25 protein-coding genes and 1 tRNA gene are annotated in these 25104 nt (G+C 62.2%); 17 read left to right on the top strand and 9 right to left on the bottom strand.

The features are described 5' to 3' along the window. The first annotated feature begins 88 nt into the window (after nt 1-88). The 10 genes from ascN (at nt 89) to BN1143_RS02070 (ending at nt 8079) form a co-directional block, all read left to right on the top strand. Nucleotides 89-1411 carry a SctN family type III secretion system ATPase AscN gene (gene ascN / locus BN1143_RS02115; protein WP_042049486.1) on the top strand — a complete coding sequence of 441 codons (1323 nt, stop codon included), beginning with the start codon at nt 89-91 and terminating at the stop codon, nt 1409-1411. Then, nucleotides 1408-1869 carry a type III secretion system stalk subunit SctO gene (gene sctO, locus BN1143_RS02110; protein ID WP_042049485.1) on the top strand — a complete coding sequence of 154 codons (462 nt, stop codon included), beginning with the start codon at nt 1408-1410 and terminating at the stop codon, nt 1867-1869. Before ascN ends, sctO begins: the two co-directional genes overlap by 4 nt. Nucleotides 1870-1875: 6 nt before the next feature. Beyond that, complete coding sequence (locus BN1143_RS02105; protein WP_042049484.1) at nt 1876-2955, top strand: type III secretion system needle length determinant; 1080 nt, start codon at nt 1876-1878, stop codon at nt 2953-2955. Continuing rightward, on the top strand, nt 2952-3878 hold the full coding sequence (gene sctQ, locus BN1143_RS02100; protein ID WP_042049483.1) for a type III secretion system cytoplasmic ring protein SctQ: 927 nt from the start codon (nt 2952-2954) through the stop codon (nt 3876-3878). The genes BN1143_RS02105 and sctQ overlap by 4 nt, the downstream gene beginning before the upstream one ends. Beyond that, nucleotides 3875-4528, top strand: coding sequence for a SctR family type III secretion system export apparatus subunit AscR (gene ascR / locus BN1143_RS02095; RefSeq protein ID WP_005302476.1), 654 nt, complete (start codon nt 3875-3877; stop codon nt 4526-4528). Before sctQ ends, ascR begins: the two co-directional genes overlap by 4 nt. A 2-nt stretch (nt 4529-4530) precedes the next feature. Continuing rightward, nucleotides 4531-4797, top strand: a complete 267-nt coding sequence (gene ascS / locus BN1143_RS02090) for a SctS family type III secretion system export apparatus subunit AscS (protein WP_005302482.1) — start codon at nt 4531-4533, stop codon at nt 4795-4797. Then, nucleotides 4794-5582: a type III secretion system export apparatus subunit SctT gene (gene sctT, locus BN1143_RS02085; protein WP_042049482.1), complete on the top strand. Its 789-nt coding sequence runs from the start codon at nt 4794-4796 to the stop codon at nt 5580-5582. The genes ascS and sctT overlap by 4 nt, the downstream gene beginning before the upstream one ends. After that, nucleotides 5579-6637, top strand: coding sequence for a type III secretion system export apparatus subunit SctU (gene sctU, locus BN1143_RS02080; RefSeq protein WP_042049481.1), 1059 nt, complete (start codon nt 5579-5581; stop codon nt 6635-6637). The genes sctT and sctU overlap by 4 nt, the downstream gene beginning before the upstream one ends. 111 nt (nt 6638-6748) lie before the next feature. Then, nucleotides 6749-7696: a hypothetical protein gene (locus tag BN1143_RS02075; protein ID WP_042049480.1), complete on the top strand. Its 948-nt coding sequence runs from the start codon at nt 6749-6751 to the stop codon at nt 7694-7696. Further along, the gene (locus BN1143_RS02070) at nt 7693-8079 is read left to right on the top strand and encodes a type III secretion system chaperone family protein (protein ID WP_042049479.1); all 387 of its coding nucleotides are present in this window, start codon (nt 7693-7695) and stop codon (nt 8077-8079) included. Before BN1143_RS02075 ends, BN1143_RS02070 begins: the two co-directional genes overlap by 4 nt. A 93-nt stretch (nt 8080-8172) precedes the next feature. Here BN1143_RS02070 and BN1143_RS02065 read toward each other — a convergent pair. Continuing rightward, nucleotides 8173-8260, bottom strand: a tRNA-Ser gene (locus BN1143_RS02065). A gap of 184 nt (nt 8261-8444) precedes the next feature. Between BN1143_RS02065 and BN1143_RS02060 the strand changes: the two genes are divergently transcribed. The 3 genes from BN1143_RS02060 to BN1143_RS02050 all read left to right on the top strand — a co-directional run bounded on the left by BN1143_RS02060 (nt 8445) and on the right by BN1143_RS02050 (nt 11783). Further along, nucleotides 8445-9101, top strand: coding sequence for a Bax inhibitor-1/YccA family protein (locus BN1143_RS02060; RefSeq protein ID WP_010633601.1), 657 nt, complete (start codon nt 8445-8447; stop codon nt 9099-9101). Between the two features lie 163 nt (nt 9102-9264). Beyond that, nucleotides 9265-11418, top strand: a complete 2154-nt coding sequence (gene yccS, locus BN1143_RS02055) for a YccS family putative transporter (RefSeq protein WP_042049478.1) — start codon at nt 9265-9267, stop codon at nt 11416-11418. A 20-nt stretch (nt 11419-11438) separates the two neighbouring features. Beyond that, nucleotides 11439-11783 carry a TusE/DsrC/DsvC family sulfur relay protein gene (locus BN1143_RS02050; protein ID WP_042049477.1) on the top strand — a complete coding sequence of 115 codons (345 nt, stop codon included), beginning with the start codon at nt 11439-11441 and terminating at the stop codon, nt 11781-11783. Nucleotides 11784-11840: 57 nt separating this feature from the next. On the opposite strand, the gene dedD is transcribed toward BN1143_RS02050, so the two are convergent. The 7 genes from dedD to BN1143_RS02015 all read right to left on the bottom strand — a co-directional run bounded on the left by dedD (nt 11841) and on the right by BN1143_RS02015 (nt 20692). Continuing rightward, nucleotides 11841-12641, bottom strand: coding sequence for a cell division protein DedD (gene dedD, locus BN1143_RS02045; protein WP_010633598.1), 801 nt, complete (start codon nt 12639-12641; stop codon nt 11841-11843). 74 nt (nt 12642-12715) lie between these two features. Next, nucleotides 12716-13975, bottom strand: a complete 1260-nt coding sequence (gene folC / locus BN1143_RS02040; protein WP_042049476.1) for a bifunctional tetrahydrofolate synthase/dihydrofolate synthase — start codon at nt 13973-13975, stop codon at nt 12716-12718. 2 nt (nt 13976-13977) lie between these two features. Continuing rightward, nucleotides 13978-14841 carry an acetyl-CoA carboxylase, carboxyltransferase subunit beta gene (accD, locus tag BN1143_RS02035; protein ID WP_005302503.1) on the bottom strand — a complete coding sequence of 288 codons (864 nt, stop codon included), beginning with the start codon at nt 14839-14841 and terminating at the stop codon, nt 13978-13980. Between the two features lie 119 nt (nt 14842-14960). Next, the gene (gene truA, locus BN1143_RS02030; protein ID WP_029305766.1) at nt 14961-15770 is read right to left on the bottom strand and encodes a tRNA pseudouridine(38-40) synthase TruA; all 810 of its coding nucleotides are present in this window, start codon (nt 15768-15770) and stop codon (nt 14961-14963) included. Nucleotides 15771-15934: 164 nt separating this feature from the next. Then, nucleotides 15935-18130 carry a FimV/HubP family polar landmark protein gene (locus BN1143_RS02025; RefSeq protein ID WP_042049474.1) on the bottom strand — a complete coding sequence of 732 codons (2196 nt, stop codon included), beginning with the start codon at nt 18128-18130 and terminating at the stop codon, nt 15935-15937. 273 nt (nt 18131-18403) lie between these two features. Then, nucleotides 18404-19420 (bottom strand): aspartate-semialdehyde dehydrogenase, encoded by a 1017-nt coding sequence (locus tag BN1143_RS02020; protein WP_042049473.1) that lies wholly within the window; start codon nt 19418-19420, stop codon nt 18404-18406. Between the two features lie 141 nt (nt 19421-19561). Continuing rightward, complete coding sequence (locus BN1143_RS02015) at nt 19562-20692, bottom strand: 4-phosphoerythronate dehydrogenase (RefSeq protein ID WP_042049472.1); 1131 nt, start codon at nt 20690-20692, stop codon at nt 19562-19564. A 316-nt stretch (nt 20693-21008) separates the two neighbouring features. Here BN1143_RS02015 and BN1143_RS02010 point away from each other — a divergent pair, with 316 nt between their 5' ends. Then, the gene (locus tag BN1143_RS02010) at nt 21009-21755 is read left to right on the top strand and encodes a phosphatase PAP2 family protein (protein WP_082038403.1); all 747 of its coding nucleotides are present in this window, start codon (nt 21009-21011) and stop codon (nt 21753-21755) included. Nucleotides 21756-21827: 72 nt separating this feature from the next. Here the strand turns inward: BN1143_RS02010 and BN1143_RS02005 are convergent, their stop codons facing one another. After that, complete coding sequence (locus tag BN1143_RS02005; RefSeq protein ID WP_017786700.1) at nt 21828-22658, bottom strand: MetQ/NlpA family ABC transporter substrate-binding protein; 831 nt, start codon at nt 22656-22658, stop codon at nt 21828-21830. A 483-nt stretch (nt 22659-23141) separates the two neighbouring features. On the opposite strand from BN1143_RS02005, the gene BN1143_RS02000 reads away from it, so the two are divergent. The 3 genes from BN1143_RS02000 to BN1143_RS01990 all read left to right on the top strand — a co-directional run bounded on the left by BN1143_RS02000 (nt 23142) and on the right by BN1143_RS01990 (nt 25072). After that, complete coding sequence (locus BN1143_RS02000; protein ID WP_017764172.1) at nt 23142-23876, top strand: NYN domain-containing protein; 735 nt, start codon at nt 23142-23144, stop codon at nt 23874-23876. A gap of 266 nt (nt 23877-24142) precedes the next feature. Continuing rightward, nucleotides 24143-24517 (top strand): hypothetical protein, encoded by a 375-nt coding sequence (locus BN1143_RS01995; protein WP_025201488.1) that lies wholly within the window; start codon nt 24143-24145, stop codon nt 24515-24517. 15 nt (nt 24518-24532) lie between these two features. Then, nucleotides 24533-25072 (top strand): isochorismatase family protein, encoded by a 540-nt coding sequence (locus BN1143_RS01990; RefSeq protein WP_042049470.1) that lies wholly within the window; start codon nt 24533-24535, stop codon nt 25070-25072. The last annotated feature ends 32 nt before the right edge of the window (nt 25073-25104 follow it).

Here is a 25104-nt window from a genome sequence, read left to right as displayed (position 1 = left end):
ACCGTTTTCTAAAAAGTCCCGACTCGTGCTGAAATCCAGCACGACAGGGTTTCCTTATAGTGGCCACCGTTTCCACTGGTGCAGTTTCATGACCCTTTCCCTCGACCACATCTCCGGCCAATTACGTCATGCCATCGACGAGTGCCGTCTTATCCAGATCCGTGGCCGGGTCACCCAGGTGACCGGCACCCTGCTCAAAGCCGTGGTGCCCGGAGTGCGCATCGGCGAGCTCTGCCATCTGCGCAACCCCGACAACACCCTCTCCCTGCAGGCCGAGGTGATCGGTTTTGCCCAGCATCAGGCGCTGCTCACCCCGCTGGGCGAGATGTTTGGCATCTCTTCCAATACCGAAGTGAGCCCGACCGGTGCCATGCATCAGGTCGGGGTCGGCGAACATCTGCTGGGCCAGGTACTGGATGGCCTTGGCAACCCCTTCTCGGGCGGCCAGCTACCGGAGCCCGCCGCCTGGTATCCGGTCTATCGGGATGCACCGGCCCCCATGAGTCGCAAGCGAATAGAACAACCAATTTCGCTGGGCATTCGCGCCATCGATGGGCTGCTCACCTGCGGCGAGGGGCAGCGGATGGGGATCTTCGCCGCCGCCGGTGGTGGCAAAAGTACCCTGCTGGCATCGCTTATCCGCAGCGCCGAGGTGGATGTCACAGTGCTGGCGCTGATCGGTGAGCGGGGCCGGGAGGTGCGGGAATTTATCGAGGCAGATCTGGGGGAAGAGGGTCTCAAGAAAGCCGTGCTGGTAGTGGCCACCTCGGATCGCCCCGCCATGGAGCGGGCCAAGGCCGGCTTTGTCGCCACCTCCATCGCCGAGTATTTTCGGGATCAGGGCAAGCGGGTTCTGCTGCTGATGGACTCTGTCACCCGCTTCGCCCGCGCCCAGCGCGAGATTGGTCTGGCCGCCGGCGAGCCGCCGACCCGGCGAGGCTACCCGCCGTCCGTCTTCGCCGCCCTGCCCCGCCTGATGGAGCGGGCCGGTCAGTCGGACAAGGGCTCCATCACCGCCCTCTACACCGTGCTGGTGGAGGGGGACGACATGACAGAGCCGGTGGCCGATGAGACCCGCTCCATCCTCGATGGTCACATCATCCTCTCGCGCAAGCTGGCGGCGGCCAACCACTACCCGGCCATCGACGTGCTGCGCTCCGCCAGCCGGGTGATGAACCAGATCATAACGCCAGACCATCAGGCACAGGCCGGTCGCCTGCGCAGCTGGCTGGCCAAGTACGAAGAGGTGGAGCTGCTGTTGCAGATCGGCGAATACCAGAAGGGGCAGGACAAGGTGGCCGACGAGGCGATCGCCCGTATCGAGGCGATCCGGCAGTGGTTGAGACAAGGAACCCATGAGCCGAGCGCCCTGCCAGACGCGCTCGCCACCCTGGATGCACTGACCCAATGATCGGGCGTTTGCAAAAAATCAAGCACTTGCGGCTGGAACGAGCCGAGCAGCAGCTCGCGGCCCAGCAGGCCCGGCTGCAACAGGCCCACGCCCGTCAGCGGGAAGCCGAACAGGAGAGCCAGGACTACCGCCAGTGGCGCCTTGCCGAGGAGGACCGCCTGTTTGCCCTCTGTCAGCAAGAGCAGCTCGATCGCAAGGGGCTCAAGGCGTGGCAACAGAAGGTCGCCCTGCTGCGAGAGAAAGAGGCGCACCTCGAGCAGATGGCGGCCGAGCAAGGCGAACGGGTGGCCGAGGAGCGCACCCGCTTGCAGGCGTGCCAACTGGCGGTGCACCGCGCTCGCCAGCAGCAAGAGAAGTTTGCCGAATTACACCGACAGGAGCAGGCCGCCCGGCAAGCCCTGCGCGACTACAACGAAGAGCAGGAACAGGAAGAGTTCCGCCAGCAGATCAGGATGTGACCAGAGATGAACCGACTCATCACCCCCAGTGCAGACACCATGGCCGCCTCCGAGCCGCTGAGTCTGCGACAGGAGCTCATCAAGGCCGATCAAGCGCAGCAGCAGCGCTTCGAGCAGGCCCTGCGCCTCGTGTCCACACAGCAGAAGGCAAGTGGTCCACAGGAGCGGCTCGGCAAACCGAACGAGAGCCGCAGGTCGACACCGGATGACGACCTTGCCGGCCGCCAGGGCGCCGCCGAAGAGAGAAGACTCGCGCAGAAGCGGCAAGCTCGCCAGGCCCCACGGCCCAAGGAATCCTCCGACCTGCCAGAGGGAAGCGATCGGCAGGAAGCCCAACCACTGCCCGCCGCGTCACCATCAACAGGGGAAGGCAACACGGCGCAGGTTGCACAACAAGGGAGCGAGGACGCTCAGGAGACGAGGTTGCCGCGCGATATCGCAAGCGATGCCACGTCCCCTGTTGCAGCCGAACCCGGTGCGCAGGAACAACCCTATGTGCACGCACCGGCTCTGCAAGTAGAAAGCCAGCCCCCGACAGAGAGCGACACACTGCCGGAGCGCGGCGAGCTCGCATCCCTGCGATGCCTTGAGCCGTCACCACCAAAAGAGGAGCCGCTCGAGAGTGCGCCCATCAGCGACGAGGAAGTACCACCTGAGGGGGGAAGCTTTGTCGGCTCGCTCATCCGGGTGCCCCCCCTCACAGTGACACCGGGGGATCTGCTGTTGGCTCGGGTTGCCCCCAGTTCCGATAACCACGAGCTGAGTCAGCTGCTGCGCCGGCTTGCGGTAGACATTCAGCTGGAAGTGGGTCGCCCGGATCGCCCTCCCTTGCTGCAGCTCACCCTGCCTGCACTCGGCGATCTCGCCATCCGCATCGAGCACCATCAGGGGGCGCTGCAGGTGGAGATCCTCGCCAGCGAGCAGGGACAGCTGCTGCTCAATCAGGGGCGCAGTGAACTCATCGATCGCCTGCAGCGCCTCTACCCCGGTGAGCGGGTCGCCTTCGATCTCTTCACCCGAGGCGACAGCGAACAGGGATCGCGCCAGAAACGATCCATCTATGACGAGTGGGATGCCGACGCATGACATCGATTGCCTTTACCTTTGCCTCGCAGACTGAGCTGACCCTGCAGCAGCGGCTCAGCCAGTGCCGCCACCACTACGACTGGAGCGGCGGCGAGCTCCGACTCGCCATCGCGCCGCTGCCGGCCAGCCTCGACTGCCGCTTGCAACTGCAGTGGCAGGGGCTCTCTGTGCCACTTCTGTGCCATGGCGCCGAGCTGGCCCGCTGGCTGGCACCGGATCTGCAGCAGGCGGCCCTGCTGAGCCTGCCCGAATCCCTGCAGCTGGCACTGATCGAGCGGCTGGGGCAGCCCCTTGGCGGCCTCATCTGCTCGGCGCTGGCCGCTCATGCTATCGGTGAAGAAGCCGACGAGCCTGCGCTGCAACTCCTGCTCAAGCGCGAGGGGGCGACCCTCGCCCTCTGGCTCGCCAAGCCCGGCCCACTGCTTGGCAAACTGCCTCCCCGGCCTATCCAACAACGGTTGCCGCTGCCGCTCACCCTCTCCTTGCAATGGGGGACTATGCGCGTCGCCATCGCCGATGTCGAGACGCTGGCCTGTGGCGATGTGCTGCTGCCGCCGCCGAGCCCCTTGCTCGGCCAGCAACTACTGGTCTGCGTCGAGGGACGCCCCTTTGCCTACTGCCACCCCCATCAACAACATCTGGAACTGACTGCCATGCACAACGCCGCCCCCGATGACACCCTCGACGCCAGCCAGCTGGAGGGCCTGCCCGTTCAGGTCACCTTCGAAGTGGGCCGCCAGACGCTGGATTGGCACACTCTCACCACACTGCAACCGGGCTCCCTTGTCGATCTCGGCGCCCCCATCGATGGCGAGGTGCGTATCATCAGCAATGGTCACCTGCTCGGCAGCGGTCGACTGGTCGAAATCCAGGGACGGCTCGGGGTACGGGTCGAGCGCCTCAAGAGCGAGTCGCAATCATGATCCAGTTGCCGGACGAGCTCAATCTCATCGTCGGCTTGGCCCTGCTGGCCCTGCTCCCCTTTATCGCCGTGATGGCCACTTCCTTCGTCAAGCTGGCGGTGGTCTTCTCGCTGCTGCGCAACGCCCTCGGGGTGCAGCAGATCCCCCCCAACATGGCGATGTACGGGCTGGCCATCATCCTCAGCATCTATGTGATGGCACCGGTCGGGTTTGCCACCCAGGATTACCTGCGCCAGAACGAGGTATCGCTCACCAAGTCAGAATCGGTGGAGAAGTTTCTCGACGAGGGGATGGCACCCTACCGAGCTTTTCTGAAAAAGCAGATCAAGCCGCGGGAGCATGCCTTCTTCATCGACAGCACCAAGCAGCTCTGGCCCAGCGAATATGCCGACCGGCTGGAGCCAGACAGCCTGCTGATCCTGCTACCCGCCTTTACCGTGAGCGAGCTGAGCCGTGCCTTCGAGATTGGGTTTCTGATTTATCTGCCCTTTATCGCCATCGATCTCATCATCTCCAACATTCTGCTGGCGATGGGGATGATGATGGTCTCCCCCATGACCATCTCGCTCCCCTTCAAGCTGCTGCTGTTTGTGCTGCTCGATGGCTGGGCCCGCCTCACCCACGGGCTGGTTACCAGTTACGGAGGCTAGTCATGAGTCATGCCGATATTCTTCACTTCACCAGCCAGACCCTCTGGCTGGTGCTGATCCTCTCGATGCCCCCCGTGCTGGTGGCAGCACTGGTGGGCACCCTCGTCTCGCTGCTGCAGGCGCTGACCCAGATCCAGGAGCAGACGCTGGGCTTTGTCGCCAAGCTCGTCGCCGTAGTGATCACCCTGTTTGCCACCACCGCCTGGCTGGGAAACGAGCTCTACAGCTTTGCCGACATGGTGCTGCTCAAGGTACCGCAGATCCAATGACCTTCGAGAGTCTGCAGGGCCAGATGCTGGCCTACACCATGCTGCTGCCACGCTTTATCAGCTGCTTCGTCATGCTGCCTGTGCTGAGCAAACAGATGCTGGGGGGGGCGATGATCCGCAACGGCGTGGTCTGCTCGCTGGCGCTATTCGCCTATCCCATGGTGGCCGACACCCTGCCCCCCACCATCGATGCCCTCGATCTGGCGCTCTTGGTGGCCAAGGAGGTGCTACTCGGCCTGCTGATCGGTTTTGTCGCCGCCATCCCCTTCTGGGCCGTCGAGGCAAGCGGCTTTCTGGTAGACAACCAGCGCGGTGCGGCCATGGCCTCGCTTTTCAACCCGAGTCTCGCCAGCCAGACCAGCCCCACCGGCCTGCTGCTGACCCAGACCCTGATCACCCTCTTCTTCTCCGGAGGTGCCTTTCTCGCCCTGCTCTCGGCCCTGTTTCAGAGCTATGCCAGCTGGCCGGTCACCCGCTTTTTTCCCGCCATCGGCGATCTCTGGGTGAGCTTCTTCTACAGCCAGTTCAGCCAGATGTTGCTGCTCTGCGCCCTGCTGGCGGCGCCGCTCCTGATCGCCATGTTTCTGGCCGAATTCGGGCTGGCCCTCATCAGCCGCTTCGCCCCCTCCCTCAACGTCTTCGTACTGGCGATGCCGATCAAAAGCGCCGTCGCCAGCCTGCTGCTGGTCATCTACATCAAGCTGATGATGGATCACGCCTATAGGCAGGTGCTGGCGGTGATGGATCCCCTCCGGCTGCTTGCCCCCATACTGGAGCCACGATGAGCGGCGAGAAGACCGAACAGCCCACCGCCAAGAAATTGCGCGATGCCCGCAACAAGGGGCAGGTGGTCAAGAGCAAGGAGGTGGTCTCCACCGCCATCATCCTGAGCCTGGTCGGCATGCTGATGGCGATGTCCGATTACTACCTCGAGCATCTGGGCAAGCTGATGCTGATCCCGGAGTCCCACCTCAATCTCCCCTTTGCCCAAGCCCTCAACCATGTGGTTGAGAATCTGTTGCAGGAGCTCGCCTACCTCTGCATCCCCATTTTGGCGGTTTCGGCGCTGGTGGTGCTCGTCTCTCACATCGTCCAGTACGGCTTTTTGCTGAGCGGCGAATCGATCAAACCCGATATCAAGAAGATCAATCCGGTAGAGGGGGCCAAGAAGATCTTCTCCATCAAGAGCCTGATGGAATTCGTCAAATCGCTGCTCAAGGTGAGCCTCTTGAGCCTGCTGGTGTGGGTCACCATAGAGGGTAACCTGCAGGCCATGCTGCAATTGCCCGGCTGTGGCATGAGCTGCATCGCGCCTGTGCTGGGAGGCATGCTGGGCCAGCTGATGGCGATCTGCGCCATGGGTTTCGTGGTGATCGCCATCGCCGACTATGCCTTCGAGCATCATCAACACATCAAGCAGCTCAAGATGAGCAAGGACGAGGTGAAACGGGAGTACAAGGAGATGGAGGGGAGCCCCGAGATCAAGAGCAAGCGTCGTCAATTCCACCAGGAGCTGCAATCGAGCAACATGCGCGCCGACGTGAAGCGCTCCTCGGTCATCGTGGCCAACCCGACCCATATCGCCATCGGCATTCGCTATGAGCGGGGGGAGACCCCGCTGCCGGTGGTCACCCTCAAGTTCACCGATGCCCAGGCACTGTTGGTGCGCAAGATTGCCGAAGAGGAGGGTATTCCGGTGCTGCAGCGCATTCCGCTGGCCCGTGCCCTCTATCGTGATGCCCTGATCAATAATTACATCCCCGCCGATCAGATAGAGGCGACCGCCGAGGTACTGCGCTGGCTGGAGCAGTGGCGCCAGAGTGAAGGTCCGCAGTGGTAAACGCAGCCCCCCTGACACGAAAAACTGACAAATCCCCGACCGCGGATTGATATAGCACACATCCATGACTCGTTATGATTCGTACTCGTCAGCCATTTCAGGAACAACAGCATGGCCTTATCTGCCATCGGGGGACCCGTTCAGCAAGCCCCCGTCTCTTCCCAATCATCCCAGGGCAGTCCTCTGCTGGCTCGGGGGAACACACTGTTTGAGCAATCGGTACAGCGGGGCATCGGTCATTTTCAGAGCGGCGACCTGAAGAGTGTCATTCATGCGCTGCGCCAACTGCAGACCACCCCGGATGCAGGCAGGGCACAGCGGGTACAAGACGCCATCCAGCACTGGGAGCAGCATCACCCCAAGGAGGTGGCGGCCCGTGGCGCTCGTCTGACCGAGTTGAAACAGGCGCTGGCGGAGCAGGGTGCCATCGCCAGACCCCAGCAACAGACCACTCGCGTGGTCGGCGGCGGAGCACAGGCGTTATTGCAACGGAGCATGGCGGGCCTGGAAAAGTTGGGCAGCTATGCCTGTACCGATGCCCAGACCTTCGTGCAGCCGAGTAACCCGTCGTACCAGAAGATCATTGGCAAGCTCAATGCCTTCGGACAGGATCCACAACGTCTGGCCGCCAATCAGCGCGCCAATAACAGCGCCAACATGGCCGCCATTCAAATAACCCGTCACAAGCAGCCCATCTCACTGCGTACCATGGAGAACATCGCCAAGGCGGTGGATGAAGCCAAAGCGGGTTGCTGTTCAACCCTGGCCTACTCGGCCGCGGCCGAGCTGCTGCGCCACAACAGCGATCAGCGGATCGAAGTACTGGCTCATCGTGGCGCTCAGGGGCACTCCCAGACCCACTGCTTCGTGGTGATCGGTCGGGCCGAAGGGAGTGAACTCTCCAAGCCCCAGAGCTGGGGCCCTAATGCCAAGGTTATTGATCCTTGGGCTGCCACCATCGGCGCTCGCCTGGTCGGCACACCGGACAAGCCCCCGATCGCCAATCTCTGGCCGCCCACCGAGTCCGTTTTTGATACCACCAGTCAGGAGTCCCGATGATGTTCAATGCCCTGCTATCTGCCCTCTGCCGCCATCTCTCCCTGCCACAGGAGTATCTGCATGGGGATGGACTGGACATCCCGGTCGGCGCGCTCAGCCTCCATGTCCGACAGCGGGATCAGCTGGTTACCCTGTTCATTCCGCTGGGGGACGTTCAGGCAACATCGCTCGCCAATATGGCCGATTGGCCGGTGCTACAGCTTAGCAGCACGGATGAACACACAACCCTGCTCTGGGCTCGTGAGTGGCTGGACAAGCTCGATCTGGAGATCATGGTGGACCTGATCAGTCGCATGCTGCATCAAGCAGAGGCTTTGACTCTCGAGAGCCCCCCACTCACGGCCTTTGCAAGCTGCCAGCACTCGGCGACCATTCGCGGTTAAAAGTGCAAGGGGGCATCACGGGCCCTTCGTTCTATGGTCAAATCTGCATAGCAAAAAGCCCCGGCAACCAGGTTGCCGGGGCTTTTCTGAAGATGGCGGAGGAGGTGGGATTTGAACCCACGGATGGTCGCCCATCGCCGGTTTTCAAGACCGGTGCATTCAGCCGCTCTGCCACCCCTCCGAACGGCGTGCATACTACGTCAGCCCCTTGTTCATATGCAATACATATTTGATTTGGAATAGTAGGGGGCAACAGGCTGGGGTGGGGCTTGAAATCAGCGCTCGTCATCCCGACATTCAGTGCATACAATGCGTTAACGAGGCGGCGTTGCCGTCTCACCCCGGAAATCAAGAGGACACCCAAGATGGATACCCGTTCTATCTATACCGGCACCCAGAGTGCCGCGCGCGATACCAACAAGGTACTGCGCAACACCTATATGCTGCTCTCCCTCACTCTTGGCTTCTCTGCCGTGGTGGCCGGGGTCGCCACCGTGATGAACATGCCGCCCCTGCACTGGGCCATCTTCCTCATCGGCGTCTACGGTCTGATGTTCCTGACCGAGAAGAATCGTGACAACGGCATGGGGCTGGTGTTCACCTTCGCCCTGACCGGTCTGCTGGGCTATAGCCTGGGCCCCATCATCAACATGTACATGAACAACGGCGGCGGCGAGATCGTGATGACCGCGCTCGGCGGCACCGCGCTCACCTTCTTCGGTCTGTCGGCCTATGCCCTGACCACCAAGCGTGATCTTTCTTTCATCGGCGGCATGCTGTTCGTCGGTTTCTGGGTGCTGCTGGTGGCCATGATCGCCAACATCTTCCTGCAGATGAGCGCCCTGAGCCTGGCCCTCTCCGCCATGTTCATGCTGTTCTCCTCCGGCGCCATCCTGCTGACCACCCAGCAGATCGTGCGCGGCGGCGAGACCAACTACATCTCCGCCACCGTCACCCTGTATGTCTCCATCTACAACATCTTCCTGAGTCTGCTGAGCCTGCTTGGCGGCAACCGCAACTAATCAAATACCCCGCTTCGGCGGGGTTTTTATTGGCGCCTGTTTCTGTCAGGATAAGTTGCAAATCAAGGATATGAAGCGAAGTGGCCCTGATCCAAATCAGGGCCACTTCGTTGTTGACCGGTTATGCTCTCGCTTTCGTTTCGCTCAAGGGTTGCGCTCTCCCATGCCCACGGATTTCTCTGGCCTGCTGCGCCGGCTGCTGACTGACAGTCATATCTATTTCGCCCTCAAGGTGTTGCTGGCCATCATGGGGCTGCTCGCCTTCACCCTGGCGACCGGCGACATCCAGCTCACCGTGCTGCTCTCCCTCGGGGTGGTGGCCGGCGCCATCGCCGAGACCGACGACAGCCTGTGGGGCCGGGTCAAGAACCTCGCCATGACCCTGCTCTGCTTCCTGTTCGCCTCCCTCTGCGTGCAGTATCTCTTCCCCACCCCTTGGCTGTTCGCCATCGGGCTCGCGGGCTCCACCTTTATCTTCGTGATGGTGGGGGCGCTCGGTCAGCGTTACGCCACCATCAGCTTTGGCTCCCTGCTTATCGCCATCTACACCATGCTGGGAGCCGCCAAGGCGCCGGATCTCTTCTATCAGCCGCTGGCCCTCGGCGCCGGGGCGCTCTGGTATGGCCTGGTGTCGCTGGTCTGGCTCTGGCTGCTGCCCTACAAGACCCTGCACGAGCAGCTGGCCCAGAGTTACTTTGCTCTCTCCCGCTATCTGCTGGAAAAATCCCGCTTCTTTCCGGCCGACGAGCACGGCGCCCAGGCCATTCGCCACAACCTAGCCCAGCTCAACATCAATCTGGTCAATGCCCTGACGCTCACCAAGTCGGCGCTCAACGCCCGCCTCAGCACCCGTCACCGGGCCTCCCCCGAGCTGGCGAGCCTGCTGCGCCTCTACCTGCTGGCGCTGGAGATCCACGAGCGGGCCACCTCCAGCCACTACCCCTACAGCAAGCTGGAAGCCGAGCTCAAGCAGGGCATCGTGCTGGATGGCTTCCAGGAGGTCTTTTTGCAACTCTCCGAGGCGTGCCAACGGCTCGGCTACGCCATCCTGGTGCACAAACCCTATGCCCACAACAAGCGCATCCACTGGACGCTGGAGGCCCTCGGCGATCAGCTGGAGTTCACTCACCTCAAACAGCACTACCCGAAAACTCTGCTGACGCCGATGAAGTTTCTGCGCCGCAACCTGGCCAGCATCAACCAGCTGCTGCAAAGCGCCGAGGAGCTGCAAAATCCCGAGCAGGCCCCGCTGAGCCTGCCGCCCCTGGCCAGGCCCGCCCGCCTGCCGCTGCTGACCCAGCTCAAGCAGCACCTGACCCCCAATTCCATGGTGTTTCGCCATGCCCTGCGACTGTCCCTCGGGCTGGTGGTGGGCTATGGCATTCTGCAGGCCTTCCAGCTGGACAAGGGCTACTGGATCCTGCTGACCGTGCTGTTCGTCTGCCAACCCAGCTACAGCGCCACCCGTCGTCGGCTGGTGCAGCGCATGCTCGGCACCTTCGCCGGCCTGCTGGTGGGGATCCCGGTGCTCTGGCTCTTCCCCGAGCTGCACGTGCAGCTGGTGGTGATGGGGCTGGCCGCCTTCCTGTTTTTCACCCAGGTACGCAGCAACTACAGCGCCGCGGTCTGCTTCATCACCCTCTACGTGTTGATGGCGTTCAACCTGCTGGACGGCATCGGCTTTGCCATCCTGGGGCCGCGCATGCTCGATACCCTGCTCGGCTGCCTGCTCTCCTACGCCCTGGTGGCCTGGCTCTGGCCGGACTGGCAGTACAAACGGCTGCCGACCCTGATCGCCAATTCGCTCTCCGCCAACGCCCGTTACCTCTCAGCAGTGCTCGCCAGCCTGCAGCAGCAGCGGGATGAGTCACTCGACTACCGGGTGGCGCGCAAGAGCGCCCATCTGGCGGACAGCGAACTGGCCATGGCCTGGCAGAGCATGCTGGTGGAGCCGCAAAAGCGCCGTCGTTTCCTCGACCTCTGCTTCACCCTCACCTGGCGCAACCATGCCCTGCTCTCCTACATCTCGGCGCTGGGCGCCCATCGCGACAAGCTGGAGGCCATCGGTGAGCTGGACGAGATCAGCCGCCACCTGAGCCACACCCTGGAGCGGGCCGCCGGCCATCTGGCGGGAGAGATGCCGGAGCAGATCGAGGGGCAGTGCCCTGTCATCACCCCGGACAGCAGCGAGGAGCAGCTGATGCTGACCCAGCAGCTCAACCTCATCAGCCAGCTGGCGGATGAGTTGCTCACCCTGGCCAACGAGAGCCGGTTGCTCACCCGGGAACAAGGCGCTACCATGCCCGCCCAATCCTGACAGGCCACAAGGAGCCCACCATGTCCGAGCATCACCAGCTGGAATTCAACGGCCAACTCATCGAAATCGATGCCAAGGGTTATCTGCTCAACAGCAACGACTGGAGCGAGGCGCTGGCACTGGTACTGGCCGAGCAGGAAGGCATAGTGCTGGAGGAGCCGCACTGGGAAGTGGTGCGTTTCGTGCGCGCCTTCTATCTGGAGTTCAACACCTCCCCCGCCATTCGCGCCCTGGTCAAGGCGATGGAGAAGCAGTACGGCCCCGAGAAGGGCAACAGCCGCTACCTCTACAAGCTGTTCCCGGAAGGCCCGGCCAAGCAGGCCACCAAGATTGGCGGCCTGCCCAAACCGGTGAAATGCATCTAAAAAAATACCGCGCCCATCCAGAATGAAGCGCGGTATTTTTTTATCTTGTGGCCCCTCTTAAGGGTTGTAAGCCACCACGGAACCACTCAGGCCGGTCATCTGGCCGATGCGACTCTGCATGCCCTGCAGCTTGGTCTTGGAGACATCCGGTCCGATGAAGACCCGGTTGAGCTGACCCTGCACCGGCGTGCGCGGCGAGGTGTGCGCCGAGTAACCCGCCGCCCGCAGCTTGCCCACCAGCGCGTTGACGCTGTCGACGTTCTTGAAGGCGCCGAGCTGCAGGATCCAGCTGCCCTGGGCCGGTGCAGTAGCTGCAGGCGCCGGGGCTACGGTCGTGGTCGCTTGCCCCATCTTGCTGGCGATGAGATCGTCCATCGACCTGATCTGGCCCGCCTGCGGCTTGCTCTCCACCGGTTTTTGCACCTCTACCGGCTTGGGCGGCACCACTTTGGGCTTGGGCTGCTCCACCGGTTTCTTGGCGATCACTTCAGGCTTGGGCTGGGGCTTGGCCGCAGGCGGTGTAACGGGCTGGGTCACCGGCTTGGCGGCCGGCTGCTGCACCTGCGGCTGGCCCTGCTTGGCCCCCAGGGTGACCGGCTCGGGCACCTCTTCCACCTGCCACTGTTCGGCAGCCGACGCCTGCTGCTGGCTGGCCAGATGCTCCGCCGGCAGGGTGCTGGCGGCCGATACCTGCAAGGCGGGCTTGGCGGGTTCCAGCTCGGGGCGCAGCGGGATCTTGGCAAACGCCTCTTCCTTCTGCTCCAGCTTGTGGCCGTCCATCAGATCCGGCAGAAAAATGACTACCAGGGCCACCAGGATGACGGTCCCTACCAGACGGTTTTGAAACTTAGAGGCCAAGTTGAATCCTACCTTTACGTAACTCAATATGCGATCTGGCTCCCCGCCAAAGGGCCGGGGAGCCGGGGTGTGGCCTAGACGGCGACACCCGCCAGAATGTCGGCGACAGTGTAAAACGAACCAAACACAATGACCATATCATCAGGACTCGATGCGGCCAACGCGGCAGCATAGGCCTGCCCCACGTCGTCAAAGGGGGTCGCCGGCCCCCGCTCGCTGCCAAGAGCTGCCGCCAACTGGGCCGCGCTCGCCGCCCGCGGGCCGCTCAGGCTCGCCAGATACCACTCGCCGATAAGGCCATCGAGCTCGGCAAGCGAACCCGCCATGTCCTTGTCCTTGAGCATGCCGACCACGGCGCGGCGCACGCCGCTGCAGGGTTGCTTGCGCAGCTGGGCGGCCAGATAGGCGGCCGAATGGGGGTTGTGGGCCACGTCGACGATGACCAGCGGCGCAGTTTGCAACTGTTGCATCCGACCAGCCAGCCTGGCATTGGCCAGCCCGTCACGGATGGCGGACTCCGGCAGCGGCAAACCGAGGGATTCCAGCGCCGCCAGCACGGTCACCGCGTTCATCAGCGGCAGGGCTAGCTTGGGCAGCCCCAGCCAGTGGTGCAGGCCGTGGTAGTCCCAACTGTCGTCGTGCTCATCCCCGTGGAAGTCACGGCCGACCTGGCGCAAGGAGGCGCCGAGGCGGGCCGCCTCGCTGGCGATGGTGGCGGGCGGGTTGGGCTCACCGCTGATGGCGGGTTTGCCGGCGCGATACACGCCCGCCTTCTCCACCGCCACCGCCTCGCGGGTATCACCCAGCCAGTCGCAGTGATCCAGCGCAATGGAGGTGATCATGGCGACATCGGATTCCACCACATTGGTGGCATCGAGCCGGCCGCCCAGCCCTACTTCCAGCAAGAGCACATCCGGCGCGGCGCGGCGAAACAGCCACAAACCGGCCAGGGTGGCGAACTCGAAGAAGGTAAGGGCTATCTCGCCGCGGGCTGCTTCCACCTCGGCAAAGGCGGTGCAGTGATCGCGGTCGGCCAGCTCGGCCCCGTTGATCCGCACCCGCTCGGTGAAGCGTAGCAGATGGGGAGAGGAGTAAACGCCGACCTGGTAACCGGCGGCCATCAGGATGCTGGCCGCCATGGCGCAGCTGGAGCCCTTGCCGTTGGTGCCTGCCACCGTGATCACCTTGAACGGCAGTTGGGTAAGACCCATGCGGCGGGCCACGGTGCCGACCCGATCCAGTCCCATGTCGATGTTGACCGGGTGGATCTGCTCCAAATAAGAAAGCCAGTCGACCAGCGACCGGCTTTGGGATTGTTGCATGTTGGAACTCATCTTCACTCTTCGATGACGTGAGTATTCAGCATTTTGGCGAGCAGGCTGGCCAGACGGTTGCGCATGTCGCGGCGATCGATGATGAGATCGATGGCGCCCTTCTCCAGCAGGAACTCGGAGCGCTGGAAGCCTTCCGGCAGCTTCTCGCGCACGGTCTGCTCGATGACGCGGGGACCGGCAAAGCCGATCAGCGCCTTGGGCTCGCCCACGTTGATGTCACCCAGCATGGCCAGACTGGCGGAGACGCCCCCCATGGTGGGGTCGGTCAGCACCGAGATATAAGGCAGGCCGGCTTTGGAGAGTCGGTCCAGCGCCGCACTGGTCTTGGCCATTTGCATCAGGGAGAACAGCGCCTCCTGCATGCGGGCACCACCAGAGGTGGAGAAACAGACCAGACCGCGCCCTTCCTTGATGCTCTCCTCGACGGCGCGCACGAAGCGGGCGCCCACCACGGAGGACATGGAGCCACCGATGAAGGAGAACTCGAACGAACAGGCAACGACCGGCACCCCCTTGAGGGTCCCCTTCATCACCACCAGCGCATCTTTCTCGCCCGTATCCTTCTGGGCGGCTGACAAACGATCCTTGTAGCGCTTGGAATCCTTGAATTTCAGTACATCCTGCGGCTCCAGCTCGGCACCGACTTCGGTGCGGCCCTGCTCGTCGAGAAAGCTCTCGAGGCGGGCACGGGCGCTGATGCGCATATGATGATCACACTTGGGGCACACTTCGAGATTGCGCTCCAACTCTGCCCGGTAGAGCACCTGTTCACAAGCACTGCACTTGGTCCACACCCCTTCCGGAATGTTGTGGCGACGCGGGGCAGTGATCTTGCTCTTGGGAAGGATCTTCTCAAGCCAGCTCATGGAATTCCTTAATGCTTTTGTGCCTGACAAAACGCATCGAGCCTAGATTGTTCAATGACTTAATAGCTCGATGGCAATAAATGACGGATCATTAAACCACAAATTTTCGGGCCCAGTTACTAAAAACTGGTCGTACCCGGTGCCGAGTCCGGCAGCCACAACGGACCGAGCGGCACCCGCGGCAAGCCCAGTTCCAGCGGGTAATCCACGTCCACCAGATAGAGTCCCCCCGCCTTGGCGGTGGGGCCTGCCAGGTTGCGATCCCGGGCCGCCAGCACCTCGGCCACCCACTCCACCGGTTTGAGGCCCTGCCCCACCAGCAGCAGGGAGCCGGTGATGTTGCGCACCATGTGATGCAGGAAGGCGTTGGCCCGGATATCCAGCACGATATAGGGGCCCTGGCGGCTGACGCACAGGTGGGTCACATTGCGCCACGGGGTCTTGGACTGACAGCCGACGGCCCGAAACGAGCTGAAGTCCTGCTCGCCCAGAAGGCACTGGCCCGCCTGGTGCATCAGTGTCGCGTCGATCGCTTCGTGGTAGTGGCTGACGCCGCTGCCGAGGATGGCCGGCCGGTAGTTGTGGTTGTAGATGACGTAGCGGTAGCGACGGGCGGTGGCGCTGAAGCGGGCATGGAACCCCTCGTCCACCTCCTTGACCCAGCGCACCGCGATGTCGGGCGGCAGGTTGGAGTTGAGCCCCAGGGTCCAGGCCCCTTCGGCACGGTTCGCATCGGTATCGAAGTGGATGACCTGGCCGGTGGCGTGGACGCCGGCATCGGTGCGTCCTGCACACTGGATGGAGACGGGGTGATTGGCGATCCGGCTGAGGGCTTTCTCCAGCTCCTCCTGTACGCTGATCACTTCGCGCTGACGCTGCCAGCCGAAATACCGGCTGCCGTCGTATTCAATACCTAGGGCAATTCGCATGGATAAACTTGTCTTCTGATGAAAGGATGCGGTGAAAGAAACGGGGCGGATTATACCCATCTCGCTTCAAAAATCCCAAATCGCAGCGCCCAGGCCAGACCTGGCGCCAAAAAGAAGGGGCAGCCCGTCGGCTGCCCCTGCTGTCATCATGGTGCTTTGGCTACCTAGCCAAGGCGCTTGAGCAGCTTCTCGGCCTCGGCCCGCTGATGCTCGGTGCCCTGCTCCGCCGCCTCCTGCAGCAGCTCGCGGGCGCTGTCCTTGTCGTCGATCTCGAGGTAGGCGCGTGCCAGATCCAGCTTGGCCCCCACTCCGCCATCGTCGGCATCCACGTCAAATCCGGTGGACTCCGGCAGCACCTCGGGGAAGCCATCCAGCCCCACATCCAGCGAGAAGCCCTGATAGGGTTCCTGCTCCGTGGTGGTGGCATCGGCCTCGGCCAGCAGCTTGTCGATCTCGACATAACCGCTCTCCTGGGCCTGCTCGCGCGGCTTGACCTCGCCCTGATGGGGCTCCACTTCGGCGAAGGCATCCTCAAAATCGGAGAGGGCCATCTCGTTGGGATCCCAATCCGGTTCTGCCTCTTTCTTACCTTTGACCGGCTCGGGCTCCAGCCCCAGCTCAGCCAGCATCTCGTCGGCGCCGGCAGCGGCAGCCTGGTCGGCCCCCGGTTCGGCAAAGGCGGTCTCGAAATCGCTCAGATCGAAGGAGGCGAGATCCTCATCGCTCACCACCGCCTCGGCGTCCGGCTGGCCGTCATCGGCGCCATCCAGCGTCAGGTCGGCCTCCAGATCCGCATCCAGCTCGGCGAACAGGGCAGCCTGCAGCTCCTCTTCGCTCATGACCTCGTTGTCGGCCTTGGGCTTGGGATTGAACTCGCTGGCGAGATCGAGATCCGGCTCGGTGTCGAGGGTGATGGGATCGTCATGGGCCAGATCCAGATCGGGCACCAGATCCGGATCCCGGATGGCGGCCTTGGCGGCCGGTGCCGGCTCGGCATCGAAGCTGGCCAGATCCATCTCGCCATCGTCGCTGAACACCAGATCGGCCGGCGCGGCGGGCTCTTCCACCGCCATGTAGCCATCGGGCGTGTTGAGATCCGGTGTCGGCCGCATCGGTTCGTCATCTGTGATGCCGACCGTCATCAGCTCGTCAAACTCGCTGCTCTCCTGATCCATCACCATGGCGGTGGACTCGGACAGGCTCTTCTCCTGCTCTTCCAGCTCGCGGCGAGCCCGGGCCCGCAGCCAGAGGGTCACCAGCGCCAGCACCAGCAGCACAGGCAACAGGATGATCATGGCGAGGTTGAGCGGCGAGGAGAGCAGGTCCATCAGCCAGTTCTGCTTGGGCTCGGGGGCCGGCGCCGCCGGCGGAACCGGCTTGGCCTTGAGCTCGGCAATCTCTTTTTGCAGGGCGGTCTGATCCTGCAGCTGGGCCTTGAGGGTCTCCACCTCTTCGGTCAGCGACTGCAGTCGCAGCTTGAGCCTGTGGTTCATCTCGGTAACCTGACCGAGCTGGGCATTGGCATCTTCCAGCGCCAGCGCCATCTCGGTGGAGGGCTTGCCGACCGGCTTGTCGAGGTCGGCCGGCAGCGGGGCCGGTGCACTGGCGGTGGCGGCACTGGTTGCCGCGGCCTGGCTCGCGACCGGCTCGGGGGCCTTGGCGACCTCCTTGACCTCGGTGGCCGGCTGGGGCGCCTCCACCTTGGGAGCCGGGGCCGGAATGGGCGCAGCCTTGGCGGGCGCTACCTTGGCAACCTCGGGCTTGGCCGGCTCGGCTGCCTTGGTGGGGGCCGCCTTGGGCTGGGCCGGCTTGGTGGCCACCGGTTTGGCAGGTTGAACATGCTTGTTGGCCAGGTATTTCGGGCTCAGCCCTTTCCAGCTGGCGTTGTCACTGCGGAATTTGGCGCGGGCCTCGGCATCCGTGATGACGCTGGCCTCGGCGGCGGTGGGCAGCAGGATGCGCGAGCCCACCAGAATGTGGTTGATGTTGCCGTCAGCGAAACTGCGGGGATTCTTCTCGTAGATCGCCACCATGGTCTGGTAGACGCTGACACTGTTGGAGGGGCGGTACTTGCTCGCCAGGCTCCAGAGGGTGTCGGTGGGACGAATGGGACCATAACTGCCGGCATTGCTCGCAACCTGCCGCACGATCGGCTGGGCCGTCGCTCGGCTGGGCTGGGGCGTGGCGCTGGGTGTGGCGACGGGTTGTGCCAGCGGCAGGGAATTGACGGCGGGCGGAGCCGGCTCGTCCGGGCCTTTGAGCTCAACAAAAAAGGGCTCCCGCGTCGAGTCTTCGGCCTGGGCCATGCCCAGCAGACCCAATGCGAGTAGCGTTGCCAATGTTATGCGGGAATGTCCCATATTCGTTCCTTCGTATGACGGCCCTATCACATTGAAAAATCTGGATAGTTACCCCAAAACAGTCGGTTCAATATAAATCAGGCTCAGGTTGCAAGCCAGCAGTCCGACACATTTAGCACCCAACTTGCCCCTGAGTGTAGGAAAAAACTTAATCAGTTGATATCGCGAAACATTCCAGAAGTCGCACTGTGCGCCCCCGGTCACATCTGCCTCGCGCTCGGCGGTGCCATCTCTGGCGGGCATCCCTCCCCGCCAGCCCCTTGAACTCGCCGATCAGAGGTAATCACGCACCAGCAGTTCGGCAATCTGCACGCTGTTGGTCGCGGCACCCTTACGAACGTTATCGGCCACGATCCACATATTTATACCGCAGGGGTGAGAAATATCCTGGCGAACCCGGCCCACCTGTACCTCGTCCTTGCCGGTTGCATCGCGCACCGGGGTCGGATAGTCATGCTCGTCGTCAAACAGGGTGACGCCCGGCGCATTGCGCAGCAGCTCTTTTACCTGTTCGGCGTCGAGCGGCTGATGCAGCTCGACGTGGACAACCTCGGCATGACCATAGAACACCGGCACCCGCACGCAGGTGGGGTTCACGGCGATGCTGGCATCCCCCAGGATCTTCTGGGTCTCCCACACCATCTTCATCTCTTCCCGGGTGTAGCCGTTGTCGGTGAAGCTGTCGATCTGCGGAATGAGGTTGAAGGCGATCTGCTGCGGGTAGAGGCTGGGCTCCACCGGACGACCGTTGAGCAGATGGGCGGTCTGGCCGGCCAGCTCGCTCACCCCCTCCTTGCCGGAGCCGGAGACGGACTGATAGGTCGCCACGTTGATGCGAGCGATACCCACCTCATCGTGCAAAGGCTTCAGTGCCACCAGCATCTGGATGGTGGAGCAGTTGGGGTTGGCGATGATGTTGCGGTTGCGAAAATCGGCCAGGGCGTCCGGGTTCACTTCCGGAATGACCAGGGGGATCTCTTCGTCGTAACGGAAGCAGGAGGTGTTGTCGATGACGATGCAGCCGTGCTCGGCGGCAATCGGCGCCCACTTGGCAGAGACCTCGGCCCCGGCGGAGAAGAGGGCGATCTGCACCTGGCTCCAGTCAAACTCCTCCACATCCAGGATCTCGACGTTCTTGCCGGCAAAACGCACCGTGTCGCCGGCGCTGCGGCTGGAGGCCAGCGGATAGAGGGTGGCGATCGGGAAGGCACGCTCTTCCAGGATCTCGATCATTGCCTCGCCCACGGCGCCGCTGGCGCCCAATACCGCTACGTTGAATTGCTGACTCACTGCTGTTCTCTCCTATGATGGTGCCGGTGACGCGCGCTGGCATCACCGCTGGCAGGCGGACCTGCCTGATAGCGGGTCTGGCGTCAGCCAGACCGGGTATGGGCGGGACATGGCTCCCGCCCCTTCAAGTATGTAGAGCGCTCAGCCGGGCTGGCAGACAAACCCGAGCCGGGCCAGGGTATCGCTCGCAAACGGCCCCTTCAGCTGCAGGGCCGAGAGCTCGCGCCGCTCCGGATAATCTTTGCGTTGCTCATCGAAGCTGCCCGCCATACCGAGCCGGTTGCGAAAACGGGCGTCATCACGGCGCACGTCATAAATAAGGTGGACCAGTTGCTTGATCAATGCCTGATCCGCCGGCTGGCCCGGCGTCACCTCGCGCACCTCGGGGATGGGCAGCAGACTCTGCAGATCCTGGCGCGGCGTGCGCCCCAGTTGGCGGCAGAGCGCCTCATAGAGCATCCAGGTGCCACGGGCCTTGCCCTCCAGGCTGTAACCTGCAATGTGCGGTGTCGCCAGCTCGGTATGGGGCACCAGGGCCTGCAGCGGCTCCGGCTCCCCTTCCCACACGTCCATCACCAGTCGCAGCGGCGCCTGGCTCTGCTGGCGCGCCAGCAAGGCCTGGTTGTCCCACACCTCGCCGCGGGAGGCGTTGATAAGGATCTGCCCGGCCGGGCGGGCGGCAATCTGCGCCGCATCCAGCAGGTGGAAGGTGGCATCCGGCCCCTGACGGGTAATGGGAACGTGGAAGCTGACGATGTCGGCCTCAAGGGCCTGCAGGTAATCGACAAACTGCACAGCCTCGTTGGCTTCGGCGGCGCGGGCACGGGGCGGATCGCAGCGCAGCACCCGCATGCCGAGGGCTTCAGCCTTGCCTGCCACGCACTCGCCGGTATTGCCGGCGCCGATGACCGCGAGGCTCATCTCGCTCAAGTTGAGCTCATGGCGCTCGGCCAGCACCAGCAGGGCGGAGAGCACATAGTCGCCGACCGAATATTTGTTGCAGCCGGGGGCACTGAAGAAGGGAATGCCTCGTTCGGCCAGCAGCGCCTTGTCCACGTGATCGGTGCCGATGGTGGCGGTGCCGACGAAGCTCAGCTGCGGACAGCTGGCCAAGAGGGCGGCGTCCACCCGGGTGACGGAGCGCACCAGCAGCACGTCGGCCTCTTGCAGATCCGCCGCCTGCATCTGCCTGCCGGGCAGCGGGACGACCTCGCCAAACTCGGCAAACAACTCACGGGCGTGGGGCATATTTTCATCAACGACGATCTTCATCGGGCTCTCTCACTTCGCTAGCGGCCACAAGCGCGCCATTCTAGCCCAAACAGACCGAAGTTTCAGATGCTTATTCACCCATACGCGGCCGTCGCCGCGACTTTCTGCCGGGGTGGGTGCGCTGTTGCCTCATCTGCGCCCGATGAAGCGCCCTGCCCGGACCATATCTGCTGACCGCCCCCGTCATCAGCGGGCCTTGGTCAACAATCAGACCATCACCACACTCATTTGTAACCCCGTGTTACAGGGAGCGGGGCACGACTTGACCGACCGGGTTGGGCTGGCACAATGACGCCTCTTTTTTTTCTGCCCAGGAATGGGCACCTTGCCGAGCCTCGTTATGCCGACTCACGCCTCTTCTCTGCCGCGCCGCCAGGTGCTGTGTTTCAGTGCCGCCCTGATCCTGCCGCTGCTCCTGCTGGTCTGCCTGCCCTGGCAACCGTTCATGAGCCAGGCCCTGCACTCGAACTGGCTCTGGTGGCCCTACGCCCTCACCCGCATGGTGGATGTGCCCGGCATCGGCGTCAGCATCCTGGCCCTGCTGCTGCTGACCCGACACAAGCTGACGCTCAGCCTGCCGGCACTGCTGGCCCTCGGCGCCGCCCTGTTTGCCGTGCTGGCCGGCGACTGGCTCATCAAGAGCCTGATCAAGCATCTGACCGAGGAGCCCCGCCCCTACCTGCTCTGGCTGGAGAGCCAGAACCTGATCCCCGCCATCCAGCAGTTCTACGCCGGCAAGGTGGAGGTGCGCAGCGAACAGGTCCATGCGGCCAGCCAGCTGCTGGCGCTGCCCGAGTGGCTCGCCAACCACTGGCAGGCGGAGGTGAACTACGCCTTCCCCTCCGGCCACAGCATCGCCGCCATGAGCCTGGCCCAGTTCTTCGGCCTGATCTGGCTGGCGCGCGCCCCCGCCGGCGCCTGGTTGCTGCCGCTGTGGGCCATCGGTGTCGGCCTGTCGCGCATGCTGATCGGCATGCACTGGCCACTGGATGTGCTGGCAAGTGCCCTGCTCGGCAGCCTCACCTCGCTGTTCGCGGTGCGCTGGTGGCTGCGCCGTTACTAACATCCGCACGATACAAAAAACGGGCACCTGCGGGTGCCCGTTTTTGTTCTCTGCTCTCTCTGCCGTGGTGGCTCAGTTGCTGGCGCTCGCGCCCTGCCACCCCTGCGGGTACTTGTAGCCGACGAAGCGCTTGGCGGCATAGGCCTTGAAGGCGGCCGAGTTGTAGGCCTCTGCCACATCTTTGGCGAAGGGCTTGTCCGCATCGGCACTTTTTACCACCACCCAGTTGATGAAGTCGTAGCTGCGCTCAAGGAACAACCCGGAACTGAAAGGAATGCCGCTTGAGGCGGCAAAGTTGCCGTTGATGACCGAGAAGTCCACGTCTTCGCGCGAGCGGGGCAGCTGGGCCGCCTCCAACAGCACCAGCTTGAGATTGTGCGGGTTTTGCACCACGTCGAACTCGCTCGCCTTGAGCGGGTTGATCCCCTCCTTGAGGGTCAGCCAGCCCAGATCCTGCAGCATCAGCAGCGCCCGCGCCTGATTGGTGGGGTCGTTCGGTATGGCCACCGTGCTCCCCTTCTGCACCGCCTTCAGATCTCCCAGCTTGCCGGCATAGAGCCCCATGGGGCCGGTCGGCACCTGGGTGATGGGGGCAAGCGACAGCCCCCGATCCTTGGCAAAGCTCTCCAGATAGGGCTTGTGCTGGAAGCAGTTCACATCGAGCGAGCCGTCGGCCAGCGCAATATTGGGGGTCACATAGTCGGTGAACTCCACCAGTTTGACCTGATAACCCTTGGCTTCGAGCTGCGGCTTGATGGAGTCGGTCACCATGTCGGCAAAATCCCCCACAGTGGTGCCGATGACGATCGCCTGTTTGGCCGGATCGGCGGCCAGCGCGGCCAATGGCAGGGTTCCGGCCAGCAGGGCCAGGGCGGAAAGAGCAAAGAAGGAACGACGCTGCATAAAAACTCCCTGTAAAGATCTCAACGGCTGACTCGATGGCAGAGCCGTGCTTGAACCACCACAACCATCTAGCCATCCAAACGGCTAATTAAGTACACCATAACAGAGCCGTTTCTCTTCGCCAAGCAACAAAACCGGGCAAGGTTTGCCGGATGCTTGCTAACCCCGGCTTTCAACCTTGCTGGATACCCAAACAAGAAATCTTTGATAAACCACACAGTTATTGCTTTTGCCCTCTCCCCTAATCGGCCCTGGCTGGCTTATCGTGGTCACTTGATGGCTGTTGCGTGTGATGGACCTTGTTATTCAACCAGCAAAGAAACTGCTGTGGACACATATCTGGCACTCAATGCTCTCATTTTGCAGGCCAAGAATATTCCATACATAGAACAGACTGCAGCGCAGTTTTTATTTCGAACGGGAAAAGTGCCCAGACAGTGATAAATTTTTACAACTGAATTTATTGTGATGACAGGAGGTCACTTGAAAGATAAAGAGAAAATAGCGGTCTTTATCGATGCAGATAATGCACCAGCCAGCAAGATGGACAGGGTATTGTCAGAACTGGCTCGCTATGGTGTAGTCAATATTCGTAAGGCATATGGCAACTGGAAAAACCCCGCCCTCAAGTCATGGGAAGAAATATTGCACGAATTTGCCATTCAACCCGTGCAGCAATTCGACTTGACCAAGGGAAAAAATGCGACCGATATGGCTTTGGTCATCGATGTTATGGATGTGCTTTATACCAAGGATGTGGATGTCATCTGCCTCGTCTCTTCTGACTGTGACTTCACCCCTCTTGTTACCCGATGTCTGGCTGATGGCAAGTTTGTGATAGGTTTTGGCGAGCGTAAAGCCTCGATGCCTTTCGTCAATAGCTGCTCTCGCTTTCTCTATCTGGATGCAGAACTGCAGGATATTCAAGAAGAGCACCCCGTTACCAAGCAAGCCAAAAATCTCAAGAGTGATACACGCCTCATCAATTTGCTCAGACAAGCCATTGAAGCAGTTGAAGAAGGCGGAGGCTGGGCAAGGTTAAGCCCAATTGGCAGCCATATCTCAAATCATGCCTCATTCGATCAACGAAATTATGGCTTTAAAAAACTCAGTGACCTGTTCATGGCAATTGACTTGTTCGAGATGAAGAAGACAGACAACTCAGTATTATGGGTAAGAGATAAAAAACGGGCATCCCAATTAACCAAATCCAGATGAAGTGATGGTTGTTTTTTCAACTGGCAGGCAGGTGCAGGAAAAATACTTCGGCTCAGAGCTGCTACATTTTATGGCTTGGTTGCTACCAAATTTACAATTTGAATTACTTTATTTTTGACCTGCTCCGTCCCTGCCGGTAGGTTTATGCCTTATCGACACAGTGCCGTGACTCATATTTTATACGTCACCCTGTCAGTCGCGAACGACATGGAGGGTTCGCTAACTCACCAGCAGGGAGCACGACCCCCCCTATTCAAGGAGTATTCATGACCCCCAAACAACATCTGCTCGCCAAGGCCATCTTTATCCTTGCCACTCTGTTCTCCCTGGCCATGATCGCCTTCGTTGCCTGGGCCGTCGTCACGGTCAGTCCGCTCCACCCGGCTGACATGGCGCCGTCGCAGAGTCTCAGCCTTGGCCTGGCAACCGCCATCGCCATGTTTGTGCTCGCCTTCAACTATGTGGCCTACCGCGGGCTCACCGAACAGGTGACGACCTTCAAGGTGGTCTTCTGGTGCTTCGTCGCCCTGCAGTTGTTCGCCTTTCCGATCGGTACCGTCATCGCGCTGACCCTCATCTATCTGTGGAACCAGTCGCGCGCCTCCCTCGCCCGCCCACTCGGTGCCACTGTTTCACTCTGATCCGGGAGAGTATCCATGCTGACCACCACGAACACCGGCCTGCTGGTCGTCGATATTCAAGGCAAACTGGCCCGTCTGGTCGAGGGGAGCGATGCCCTCATCGCCAACACCGCCAGGCTGGTGGCGGGGGCCAGACTGCTGGGCCTGCCGGTTGTCTGGCTGGAGCAGAACCCGGACAAGCTCGGGGCCACCGTGCCCGAGCTGCAGCTGATGCAGGCAGGCGATCTGGTGCTGGCCAAGCACAGCTTCGGCGCGCTGGGGGAGCCGGCGCTGGCCGACGCCCTCGCCCGCCAGGGCGTCAGCCACTGGCTGGTGTGCGGCATCGAGGCCCATATCTGCGTCTACCAGACTGTGTTGGGATTGCTGGACGCGGGCAGCCAGGTGTCGCTGGTGGTGGATGCGGTGTCGTCGCGCAGCACCGCCAACCGGGAGCTCGCCATCCACAAGCTGGCGGCGCACGGGGCCGAACTCACCTCGGTGGAGATGTGCCTCTACGAGCTGCTGGGCGATTGTCGCCATCCGGCGTTTCGATCCATTCTGGCGTTGATCAAATAGCCCTCCTGCCGGCCAGCTACGTCATCCCACAC

The organism is Aeromonas dhakensis, from assembly GCF_000820305.1.
GTDB classification, from domain to species: domain Bacteria; phylum Pseudomonadota; class Gammaproteobacteria; order Enterobacterales; family Aeromonadaceae; genus Aeromonas; species Aeromonas dhakensis.
This window is presented reverse-complemented; position numbering and strand designations above follow the sequence as displayed.